The sequence below is a fragment of the Halomicronema sp. CCY15110 genome, from assembly GCF_016888165.1.
In the GTDB taxonomy this organism is placed as follows: domain Bacteria; phylum Cyanobacteriota; class Cyanobacteriia; order Phormidesmidales; family Phormidesmidaceae; genus Halomicronema.
Window position 1 is genome coordinate 22,782 of record NZ_JACSWC010000134.1, and the last position, 10,608, is coordinate 33,389.

Annotated in this window: 9 protein-coding genes; 3 read left to right on the forward strand and 6 right to left on the reverse strand. The window is 54.7% G+C overall.

The window, feature by feature from the left end; genetic code table 11:
* Nucleotides 1-107 precede the first annotated feature (107 nt).
* On the forward strand, nt 108-410 hold the full coding sequence (locus JUK32_RS02295) for a hypothetical protein (RefSeq protein ID WP_204137233.1): 303 nt from the start codon (nt 108-110) through the stop codon (nt 408-410).
* A 75-nt stretch (nt 411-485) separates the two neighbouring features.
* On the opposite strand, the gene JUK32_RS02300 is transcribed toward JUK32_RS02295, so the two are convergent.
* The 5 genes from JUK32_RS02300 to JUK32_RS02320 form a co-directional block, all read right to left on the reverse strand.
* Nucleotides 486-1,070 carry a Tfp pilus assembly protein FimT/FimU gene (locus JUK32_RS02300; RefSeq protein WP_204137234.1) on the reverse strand — a complete coding sequence of 195 codons (585 nt, stop codon included), beginning with the start codon at nt 1,068-1,070 and terminating at the stop codon, nt 486-488.
* A gap of 56 nt (nt 1,071-1,126) precedes the next feature.
* Complete coding sequence (locus JUK32_RS02305) at nt 1,127-2,107, reverse strand: prepilin-type N-terminal cleavage/methylation domain-containing protein (RefSeq protein WP_204137235.1); 981 nt, start codon at nt 2,105-2,107, stop codon at nt 1,127-1,129.
* Between the two features lie 54 nt (nt 2,108-2,161).
* Nucleotides 2,162-2,860: a hypothetical protein gene (locus tag JUK32_RS02310; protein WP_204137236.1), complete on the reverse strand. Its 699-nt coding sequence runs from the start codon at nt 2,858-2,860 to the stop codon at nt 2,162-2,164.
* A gap of 41 nt (nt 2,861-2,901) precedes the next feature.
* On the reverse strand, nt 2,902-7,821 hold the full coding sequence (hpsA, locus tag JUK32_RS02315) for a hormogonium polysaccharide biosynthesis protein HpsA (protein WP_309224469.1): 4,920 nt from the start codon (nt 7,819-7,821) through the stop codon (nt 2,902-2,904).
* A gap of 475 nt (nt 7,822-8,296) precedes the next feature.
* On the reverse strand, nt 8,297-9,268 hold the full coding sequence (locus JUK32_RS02320; RefSeq protein WP_204137238.1) for an ABC transporter ATP-binding protein: 972 nt from the start codon (nt 9,266-9,268) through the stop codon (nt 8,297-8,299).
* 111 nt (nt 9,269-9,379) lie between these two features.
* Here JUK32_RS02320 and JUK32_RS02325 point away from each other — a divergent pair, with 111 nt between their 5' ends.
* Nucleotides 9,380-9,535, forward strand: a complete 156-nt coding sequence (locus JUK32_RS02325; RefSeq protein WP_204137239.1) for a hypothetical protein — start codon at nt 9,380-9,382, stop codon at nt 9,533-9,535.
* Between the two features lie 234 nt (nt 9,536-9,769).
* On the opposite strand, the gene JUK32_RS02330 is transcribed toward JUK32_RS02325, so the two are convergent.
* Complete coding sequence (locus JUK32_RS02330) at nt 9,770-10,018, reverse strand: DUF6761 family protein (RefSeq protein WP_204137240.1); 249 nt, start codon at nt 10,016-10,018, stop codon at nt 9,770-9,772.
* 251 nt (nt 10,019-10,269) lie between these two features.
* On the opposite strand from JUK32_RS02330, the gene rpmF reads away from it, so the two are divergent.
* Nucleotides 10,270-10,449, forward strand: coding sequence for a 50S ribosomal protein L32 (rpmF, locus tag JUK32_RS02335; protein WP_204137241.1), 180 nt, complete (start codon nt 10,270-10,272; stop codon nt 10,447-10,449).
* Nucleotides 10,450-10,608: the final 159 nt, after the last annotated feature.

A 10,608-nucleotide genomic window follows, 5' to 3' on the forward strand; every position in this document is an offset into this window, starting at 1 on the left:
GGGTCGGTCAGCGGCTTACCCACCCCATTCGCCCCTCCCAAGAGGGGAACGTAACCGGTTTGGGCTTAACCCGAACTGACGTTAATTAAGTTCAGGGCGATCGCGTAATGACTACCATGCTCCCGATCCAACGACTCGAACAATACACCTTTCGCTTTCCTCAAGAGGTGTTGATGCTCAATGCTCAAGTCAATGGCGAGGAGGATTTTGTGGTTGTGTTTCGCGGCTTTTCCAGCTCGCTGGTGAATCCGACGGCGGCGGATCCGGAAGTGCCCGTTTTGGCCGAGGACGCGGTCATTGAGACTGTCGATCGCCTGCAAGGCCCCTACAACCCAGACAATCCGCAGTATCTGGAACGGGATATTCCCTGGGCTGACTTTAGCGATCGCCTCACCGAACTGGGTCTTTAGGAGCGATCGGCCCAAAACCCTCAGACCCCCGGTTTTTGACAAAAACCGGGGGTCTATTCATGCACAACGGCCTGCTTAAAAAGCATTTTCCCAGGCGGCGGCATCGTTGGCGCAGGTGGCGTCTTCAAAGGACATGGTGCCACCTAATATCGTCGTCACCACGACGCAAGCCTGGATGTTGTCGTTGTTGGCCGGGTTGATTTGCACGACAAAGGGTAAAGCTTGGGGAACCCCATCGGGATCTAAACGCACCATGCCTTGGTAGTCAAAGGTGATGGAATTCACGTCGTCAGGGGTGGCTGCGGCCAAGGGCGAGCTAGCGGCTAAGGTGATCATGCCGTCCCGAAGTTCATTCGGGCCGAGCCTTTCTTTAACACCATCGGTAATGACAGTGGGAAGATCGGGCTCATCGGGTGGCACTTCTTCCCTAATTTCTACGGTGATCCGGGTGCGCTGCGAGATCGCTTCCTGTTGGGCCTGTCTCAGCACTTGCACCAGGTCGGTTTCGACGGCGCGGACGCGCTGACGGGTGGCATAGGCCAGCCAACTGGGGGTCGAGATCGCGGCTAAGATCCCAATAATAATGACCACAACCAAGACTTCGATCAGGGTGAAGCCAGCGGTGGCATCAGGCTGCTTAGACGATTCAGGAAAAACCATGGGATTCACTCAACGATTGGCGGCATTAAACAACAGTTCATTCAAAAAAACGACGATTACGGTGCGTTTTGAATCACCCCGCGAATGAGCACCTGGGATTCTAGCGTGGGTAAGCTACTGCTCTCGGTCAGGCCCACCACTTGGTTCCGGCCCAGTTGAGCCGCATTCCCCTGCAAATAAACAATCAAGCTCTTGTTGAGGTTTTGGCTGTTAGCCACACCAGCGTCAGGCTGAGCTACGCAGGTATAAAAACTGTTGAAACCAGTACCCGCTGCTGGCGTGCGAGCGAAGGTGGTATCGGGGCAGGGAGTACTAGCATTACCGTTATCAACAACGTTGACGAAATCGGTAAGCACTGCGGTGTTGCCGTCAGTGGTTTCGCCAGTGGCTTTTCGCCAAGTAGCAAAGGTATTGAAGGTGTTAGTCGCCAAGCCAGGAATAAACACCGTTGGGTCGGCGTAGCCCCGGTTGCGCGTGAGGGTGTTGTTGCTGATTTCGTCGTAGGCGGGCAGCTCATAGCGAATAATGCGAGACTGGCCTTCCCAGATGCCGACGTTATCGTTAGTTTGATGGAAATAGACGACTAACGTGTATGTATTTTGCCGAACTAGCAAAGCTTCACATTCGTCGGTATTCGCTGGAGGCTGATTATCGCAATTATTCAAGTCAGTGATCTCTTGATCCGATAGCGGGTCTAAGCGCCAAAATGCCAATACCGGAGTTGCTCCTGCTGGCTCATCGTCGAGCTGGCCCAACAAATTGTAGGCAGTCGTAAAGTCGCTGTAGACAAATACGGCTTCGCCGACATCGCTGGCGATGTAATCGAGGGCGCGGCGCATGTCTTGCTGGGCTTGGGTGAGACGCTCTTCGCGGTTGTTGACCTGGAGCATCTCAATGACGAGGAAGAGCAACCCGCTGGTAATGATGCCGCCAATCAAGATCGCGACTAACAGCTCTAGCAGGGTAAACCCGCGTTGGGTCAGGTGTTGGGCCTGACGCGAGCGACGATAAAGGTGGTGGATGAGGTTGGCAGGCATGGTGAATACCCCTAAGAGCGGTGACGAAAAATCAGGCAGTGGAAGCAGCAGGCATTAATTACAGCTAGCGGGGCGATCAGCGACAGCAGTATTAGAGTCAAGCTGGCTGTTGTCGGTGTAATCGATCCAGTTACACAACGAGTCGGCACCTTCGGTGGAACCTAAGCTGGTGTAAAGCACCGCTTTGGGCCGCTCTGAACGATCGCCCTGAGTGTTTTGGGCGCGGCCTCCCTGGGTCATGCCTAACATGGCCTCCTCGGTGGATAGAGCGCCCGTGGCAGTATCAACCGCGTCGAAATCGTAGACCCGCACTCCCATTTCAAAGGTATTGGCAGCACCGACTCTGGACACAAGATAGCTTTGGACAACAAAATCATCGTCGCCATCGTTATTAACGTCAACGACTCGCAACGTTGTGGCGGTATCGGTGAGACCTGTGGGGCCATCGACTTCGGGAGCGCGGTCTTCAGTGGCCGTGACCACTGTGGGCAAATTAGCCAGATCGCCCTGCTCGAACATGATGCGGACGCGATCGATCTCGCTTTGGGCGAGGGCGAGGGACTGCTCGGCCTTTTGGCTTTGCACTCGCGTGGCGACGGAAATCGCCATCATGGGGGCAATCACTGCCCCGACCACCCCCACCACCACGATCGCCATAACGCATTCGATGAGGGTGAGGCCCGCTTCGTTTGGCCCGGTGGCGGGTAAGGCCCGCACCGGGGGAGCACTGGGATTGTGAGCTGAGCTAGTCATGGAAATCACCTTCCAACAGGAGTGAAACGATAGCGGGGGCGCTAGTTACAGAAGTCGGGGAAGATGGCGTCACCATCCTCATCGACGGCGCAACGGAGGTTGCTGATGTAGGGGTCATCGGCGGAGAGTTCGCGATAGTATTCGCTGCGCGATCGCCCTAACTGGGCAAAGCGGCGGGCGGCCGGAGCCGGGGGCACATATAAGAGGCCGACATCAAAGCCCCAGCGGCGATCGGGCGGCTGGTAGTGATAGAACCACTCAGCGGTGGTGGGAGCGGTGCCCGGTTCCCAAGCTTGTTGGTCATAGGGGCCAGTGGCCGAGGTCGAGAAGTTGAGCTGAATGAAGGCTCCACTAATAAACAGATCCCGATCGGACCAGCGCTCTAAGAAGCGAGGATAGTTGTGTAACCCCCCGTAGGACTCGTTGGTGCGTTCGGGCACAATGCTGCCGACAAAGGTGGCGTTCACGTAAGTGTCAACCGCTTGTGGTTGATTGGCATTGCGCTCGTTCTCTTCGCCCATGCTGATGTAAGCATTATCGGCAGCAAACGCTTGGAAATAGCGCTGCCACTTCCCAATACCAGCACCAGCACTATTGTCCAGGTAGTACGTGCCGTTACGGTCGATCCAGATAGGCGTTGTGTTATCGCCAGGAACTTGGTTTAGCCATTTAGCAGTCTCACGCAAAGGACGGTTGAAGGACGCGAAAGATGAGGTACGAGAGTTGGCTAGCAAGAAGGCATCTGAGATCGCCCCATCAGGGAAGTCAGCCGACAATACCGTGAGGCCATCGGTCAAAATCTCGACGGGTCGCCAGTGATCGTTGGTCAGGTTAGCAAAGTTGTCTAGATCTAACTCGTCGGCGGTCCGGTTGGTGTAGAACTCGGCGAAGTTATAGACGCCATCTAAAGTGTCGGTAAACTCTTCGAGTAAATTGGCCGTTGTGCCGTCAGAACTGTGCAGGTTGAAATCACCCTGAATGTAGGCGGTATTGTCTGACACGAAGGTCATGCCGTTTTGCCGACCGGTGGCAGGGTCACCGCCACTAAAGTCAGCCGCAGCACCGCTGGCTGTGCGGAAGCGGAAGCCGTGGGGCCGACGGTCGGGATCAGGGGCAAAATCGACGGGCTTAATGCTGACGTTGTTGTCTTGCAGGGGCGGGTCTTGCTCTAGCCCTGGCATGGCGTTCATGCGACAGCCAGCCTGCGTAACGACGCGGAAATTAGTGCCATCCAGGTCTGCGCAGTTAGTCCCGGCCCCAGCGGGGCGCACGATTTCATCTTCACGCACAGCGTCTTCGCGGAAGGCATAGAAGATACCCTCGGTCGCAAAGTCGGTATCTATAGCGGGGTTATCGGGCTTGGAGGGTAGCCAATAGTCGCCCGTACCTACTTGGTTTTGGGTGATGGCCTCAATATCGATGTCGAGCACCCGCACGGCCATTTGTTCGCGGCCATTGAAGATGCCTTTGTCGAGGAAGGGCACATCAATACCCGTACCCGCCGGAACTTGGATGCGGAAGACCTGACCAGCATTATTAGGAGCTGTCAATCCAGAAGCATTGGCGGCAGCGGGCAATACCCAGCCATTGCCCGCATCAGCAGGGTTAGCAGCGCGGGGAACAGCGGCAATGTCAGCCAGCCCTTTAATGGGATCATCAGTCGCCGCTGAGCGCACAACTGCATAGTTGACACCACTACCAGCGCCATTGACGTCAGTACGAGTGATATAAGGATCGTTGACATACTCTTCGGCGGTGGGTTGTTGATGGTAGTCGGCACCGTCGTGATCGTGATCGACTAAAGGAAATAGGTAATAAAGCGATGGAAACTTGATCGGATATTCATCGATTTCTGAGCAGGCGATCAAACCCGCAGCAACGTTGTTATCTGCACCACCGCCACCGCCAGCGGCCAGAGCTTGGAAGATGTTCGGGTCGCATCCGACTTTGAATACGAGATCGTTATTACCGTTGAGGAAACCCCCAACTGGTTCAGTCAACCCCGTTGAATAGTCGTAGTTGACGAACGAACCAGCACCAGGATCATAAGCGACTGAGTTAGGCCCTTGCCCTTCTCTAAAGCCAAGGTCACGGTCTCTGATTAAAGAGGTGTAGTAGTTGACTTGACTACTAAAGTTCAAGATGGCGTCTACATCGCCAGCCGCAAGGCTGGGGATAACGCCCGGTTCTTCAACGAGCGCCAGCCAGTCATCCAGTGTCCATTCGGCAAAATATTCGGCGGTGTCACATTTGGCCTGGAAGCCGTTTTTATCAGCATTGCCACCATTTGCCGGGCATAAGTTGCCATCCGTGATCACGGTGTCAGTGTCTTGATCTACCCAGATCGTACTTCCAGAGGCATTTAAATCACCTCTGGCCTTCAAGAAATTGACGAGACCAAAGCTGCCTGTACCGCCGCAGGGGTTACCACCGCCCCCAGTGTTGTTAGGGTCACTGCCATTTAAACAGGTGGCGATCTGACCGATGCTTTGCCCAAGTTGCCCAGAAACGTTCTGCATGGAACTGGGGGGATTAGCCAGAATCGTCTCAATCTCAGCAATATCTCTATCGACGTTGTAAGCCAGGAGACCCAAGGTGCAGGCCGCACTGTGAACAGTGGACTTGTCGGCTGGGCTGAGGGCAATAAAGCTAGCCGCCGAGGCTAAGCCGCCGTCATCGATAATGCGCCGCAGGGCAGAAAAATCGCCCCACATTGACTGAAAAGGATAAGGATGCACGAAGGCATCTTGAACGGGCGGGAAGGACGGTGCACCGCCTCGGGGATCACCGGCGAAATAAGCGAGATTTCGCAGTGCTTTGCCTAAAGGTGCGGTTCCAATGACTTCATCGCTAAATTCACTGGGAGTATCAAAGTCGGGATGATACTTAAATTCCCAGCCATTCGTGCCCTCACCTCTGAAAAAATCTGTCTTCAGCGTCCCGAGATTATCGTAGTTATCAAAGGTGCGGCTATTGATGATGCTCTGTTGGGTACCGGGGTGAGCGGTGAGGGCCATACAAGCCGCCGGAAATGTACCATCAGAGGCCATATCGCCAGGGCCTTCGTAGTGGTAAACCACCATGCCCTGCACTGCCGCCAGGTTATCTCGCAGCGTCCGCCGCTGCCGATATTCATGGTTACCCACTTCATCAGCCGTGAAGGTAGTCAGATCCGTTTTGCTCTGAGTAGGCGGATACAGCGGGTCGCCAGGAGGTGCGGGAATCGCATTCAAAGAACCCGCTCCCACGGGTGGAACCGCAGGAAGTTGGCCCCATCCATTGACGTTACCCAACTCCAGGCGCTCGCCGACCACTACGCGCAAACCACCTTTAATGGCCTGCCGCTCCCAATAACCGTCGAGCCCGGTTTCATCCGCAATGAGTTGAGTTTCTTCGTAGTCTTCGTCACCGTCACCGTTGTCAATTTCTTGACCCACAGTGCGATCGTCTGTGGTGACAGCGGTGGTGTTGTTATCCAGACTCAGCCGAGGCTTACTGAGGTCATAGCGAGGTTTTGGCCCCCACCGATTATCCGCCCGATAAAAGTCATCGACAAAGGGGCGATCTTCCGGCGCATTCCGAATCCGGGCCGCCATGTCGCTACCTTCCCAATCGGCATCACGATTCCAACCAGCTTGATTAATATGCTCAGAGCGATCCCGCAAAAATAGCGCGATGGGGTTCATCGCCACTTCCGACGGACTGCCGCCATCCACCGAGTCGTTAGCGTTGGTTAAATTCCTGCCCGCAGTGGGCGGTGTGCGATCGCCGGCAAACAGGTGAAACTCAACATTAGCGCCACCGTAGTCATTTTCCTTGGTGCGGCCTTTGATGGCCTGTCCTTCGAAGGTGCTGCCATCGTCATACTCGACTGCGCCCAGGGTGATTTCCGAAGCCAGTTCGCTATATATACACGAATTGTGGGAAGTCACCATGTAAGAATCGATCTGATCGGCGACGATGAGGCTGCCATCCGTGTGCATCGCCCCATTCCACTTAAAATCTTCCCCCGGAAAAATGTCGAGGTCATAGCGGAACCATGCGCCCCACTTGTTGACCGTCGAGGCAATCCGCGATTGCTGAAACTCTAAGCTCTCAAAGGTTTGCCCCACATTGTTGCCGCGATTATTCGAGACAAACGCCGTAATTTGAAAGTTTTTCTGAATGTCGGAGCTAGCAACGGTGTCAACCGATTGCCAGCCTTCTTCGACCACGGCGGCACCCCCACAAGACCCGATCGCCTGTGTAGTCGCGAGGGGACCGGTGCGCGTGACGAGGGCACCAGCTTTTTCGTCATCCGCCTTCGCCTGCAAATTCACTTCATTCCCCGTTTCGGGGTTAGTGGCTTCATGATCCACCAAAATTGAGTAGGCTGCCCACTCGGTAGGCTCGCCGTTGGCATCTTCCTCAATCTCGCCATCACCATTCACATCGGCAGCAAAGGCCCAGGCATTATCCAAACGAGCAACTCCATCGCTATCTGTGCCGTTAATGTTGAGTCGCTTTTCACCCGGTAGTGTATAGGGATCGGGGAGGCTATCTAATAAGTCAAGGTCTTCACCCACCGTGTCAGGGATGCGGTCAGCATCAGGCAACATCATGTTGGCGAGGTAGTCGCTAGAGGGTACGCCGATCAGACGTGGATCTTGGGTGAATAAAAATTCGAGCTTGGCCTTGGCCCGGTCAATTGCCGGGGTCGCCGCGTTATAGATGACCTGCTGTTCGCGCTGGCTAATCACCTGACTGCTACGCGAAAAGGTGCGAAACGTCAGGGCGCTCGCCGTGAGCAACACCATCAAGATGAGCAACAGCGTCGTCGGAAAGACAAACCCCGCTCGGGCCGTCGCGCGGCGTCGCCGTCCACTAAACCACCAGAGCGATCGAAAAACGCCCTGCATAAATGGCTTCAGCCACCGCTGAAAACGACTGGATTGAGGGGATGTGTGACGATTAGGCATCATGTTGGCTCACCCAATTAGCAAGTCCGAGATAAATCAATAGAACATTCACTGCGAAAATCGCTGGCAGCTCCCATACTAGCTAACCAGCGTCAAACCTATCCTGTAATGACTCAGCGTGTGAAGTCCTGTAGATGATAGCGAGGCTGCTTTCTAGCAATCACAACCCGCCGTCCTGAAACCCTGAAGAATTTTAGCGAATCTTTTACAAAATGCCACCTTTTGTAAGGGCGGCGTTAAACAGAAGGTACCCACCCTTTCTAACAAATCGATCAGTAGCCGTCAAAACATTTGTTACATCAAAATACAAGATGAAACTCAGTGTTTTTACGCAATATCCGTAGATCCGCGCAGCTCAGGGGCGGCAACTATATTAATAACCCGATCAAGCCGGTTTCGACTGCGTTCAACCTACCAGTATCGAGAGTGGAGCGGAGTCGCAACTCGGTTCAGGGGGAGCTTTGTTGCCCGCAAGTCCCTAAGATTCGCGGCGCTGGTTAATGCGATCGATAAAAAAGTCTTCTAACGTCGGGCGCGCCAGTCGCATCGTGACCAAAGTGCCGCCCATGCCCCGCAGACTCGACATGAAATCATGGGGAGCCCCATTCAGGGTGCCGTGCCACAACCCCTGCTGAAATTGCAGTTGAGGCACCCACTGTTGCAGGATGTCGAGGTTGCCGCCGCGCCCCGAGACTTGATACTGGCTCGACTGCCCCAGCAGCTCATCGAGGGTGCCCGCACACAGCAGCTCGCCCTGGTCGAGCAACGCCACGCGATCGCAGATCGTCTCGACATCGGACAACACATGACTGTTAAAAAAGATGGTCTTGCCCCTGGCCTTGAGGGCCAAAATTACCTCCCGCACCCGAAAGCGCCCCATCGGGTCAAGGCCCGACATCGGCTCATCTAAAAACACCACCTCGGGGTCGTTGATCAGGGCTTGGGCCAACCCCACCCGCTGCAACATGCCCTTGGAATATTGTTTGAGGGGCTTTTTCGCGATCGCCTTCGCATCCAGACCCACCATCTCCAATAGCTCGGCGATGCGCTGCCGTCGCTGAGTTGCCGATAAGCCAAACAGGCCAGCGGTATAGGCTAACAGCTCATGCCCGGTCAGATAATCATAGAAGTAGGGGTTCTCCGGCAGATAGCCGATGCGATGTTTGACGGCGCGATCGCCCAGAGGCTGACCCAGTAGCGTCCCGCGTCCGCTGGTGGGGCGCACAATGCCCAACAGCAATTTGAGCAACGTGGTTTTGCCCGCGCCGTTTGGCCCCAGCAGACCAAAGGTTTCCCCCGGTTGCACCGCCAGGTCGCACTGTTGCAGCGGCGTCACCGATTGATTGAGCCAAAACCCAGTGCGATAGGTCTTGGTGAGCTGATACGTCTCGACCATGGCGGCGGTGGGGGCCACCGGGGGGTCAGCAAAGCTGGGAGCGGAAGCGGTCATGGCAGTACCGTTTTATGTCAGGCTGGGACTAGGCAGGCGCGACCTGGTGAACATGAGGCCGCGATCGCACTTCAAAGAGCCGTATTGTAGGGTATCGGAAATCGAACTACCATGACTCGTTCCAAAATTGTCGCAATTATTACTGGGGCACTCTCGCTGCTGCTAGCGATCGGTTATCTCTTGCTCGTGCAATTACTCGACTTTCGAGGAGAAATGCTGCCCGCGCCAGTGGATGTGGTGGGGTGGCTGGTGCGCGACGCCCTCTAGGAATCGGTGCCCAATTGGCTGGGCCGATACCAGATAGCCTTGATCACAGAAAATCATCCCTTCGGGGACTGGATTGGGGCTTTAAAGCTTCACGCGACCCAAAATATTGGTCGGTATTTAGGGGACGGTTCCCGACTGACTTAGCGGATACAGTATGACCTTGACCATGACCTTGACCGCAGGGAACCGTCCCCTGGGTGGCTGGTTCACGCAACCAATAGGTTGGACGCAGCCCTAATAATAGTCGCGATCGAATTCTGGTTCGGGCTCATAAAAGTTGGACGGATCCAACAAAAAGCGCATGGCTTCTTCTTCGAGCCGATTAATGAGATAGGGTTCCAGGGCATCGGCATGACGCAGAGCAGAAATATACCCCTGAGAGAAAAGGCGCAATTCGTCGGTGCGATAACCCCGATTCCAATGGTCTACCAAAGCATCCGTAATGCGCTGATAGTACCGAATCGATCTTGCATCTTGAAGCATAGCGATGTCGTACTCTCACCTTGGTAACAATTTGCGACGTAGCGTTCCAAAACAAGCCGTTTTGTAACAAAAAGTCGCATCCGGCCTTTGCATCACCTATCACTACTGTACTGAAAATCTGCCCAAGGTGCGGACGGCAATTACGCCCCTCTCTCTCCTCGAATCTCTCCTCGTCTCTCTCCTCGAAAATGGATTGCTGTTTGCTGGAAGAAAGGGTGTATAGTTGAAAGGTTGTCAAATTTTTAGCAGTTATGGCGGTTCCCAAAAAGAAAACCTCGAAGGGTAAGCGGGATCAGCGCAAGGCGCATTGGAAGCACACAGCAGCGCTGCAAGCTCAAAGAGCCCTGTCGCAAGGCAAGTCGGTGCTCACTGGTCGTTCCAAAGGTTTCGTCTATCCCACTGATGATGAGGATGAAGACGACGAAGAGTAAAATCCCCCACCCGCCTTTATGGCCTCAACTTCAGACCGAAAAACGGGATGTAGCGTCGCTGCATCCCGTTTTTGTGTGCTTAGGGACTTGCGCGCAAAAAAGATCCCCATGAACCGAGTTTCGACGCCGCTCAACTCTCGATACTGGTAGGTTGAGCGA

Excerpts from the sequence above, each read along its gene's own strand:
- JUK32_RS02300 (WP_204137234.1), bottom strand. The coding sequence starts at position 1,070 with ATGGTTTTTCCTGAATCGTCTAAGCAGCCTGATGCCACCGCTGGCTTC.
- JUK32_RS02320 (WP_204137238.1), bottom strand. The coding sequence starts at position 9,268 with ATGACCGCTTCCGCTCCCAGCTTTGCTGACCCCCCGGTGGCCCCCACC.
- rpmF (WP_204137241.1), top strand. The coding sequence starts at position 10,270 with ATGGCGGTTCCCAAAAAGAAAACCTCGAAGGGTAAGCGGGATCAGCGC.
- JUK32_RS02310 (WP_204137236.1), bottom strand. The coding sequence starts at position 2,860 with ATGACTAGCTCAGCTCACAATCCCAGTGCTCCCCCGGTGCGGGCCTTA.
- JUK32_RS02305 (WP_204137235.1), bottom strand. The coding sequence starts at position 2,107 with ATGCCTGCCAACCTCATCCACCACCTTTATCGTCGCTCGCGTCAGGCC.
- JUK32_RS02325 (WP_204137239.1), top strand. The coding sequence starts at position 9,380 with ATGACTCGTTCCAAAATTGTCGCAATTATTACTGGGGCACTCTCGCTG.
- hpsA (WP_309224469.1), bottom strand. The coding sequence starts at position 7,821 with ATGATGCCTAATCGTCACACATCCCCTCAATCCAGTCGTTTTCAGCGG.
- JUK32_RS02330 (WP_204137240.1), bottom strand. The coding sequence starts at position 10,018 with ATGCTTCAAGATGCAAGATCGATTCGGTACTATCAGCGCATTACGGAT.
- JUK32_RS02295 (WP_204137233.1), top strand. The coding sequence starts at position 108 with ATGACTACCATGCTCCCGATCCAACGACTCGAACAATACACCTTTCGC.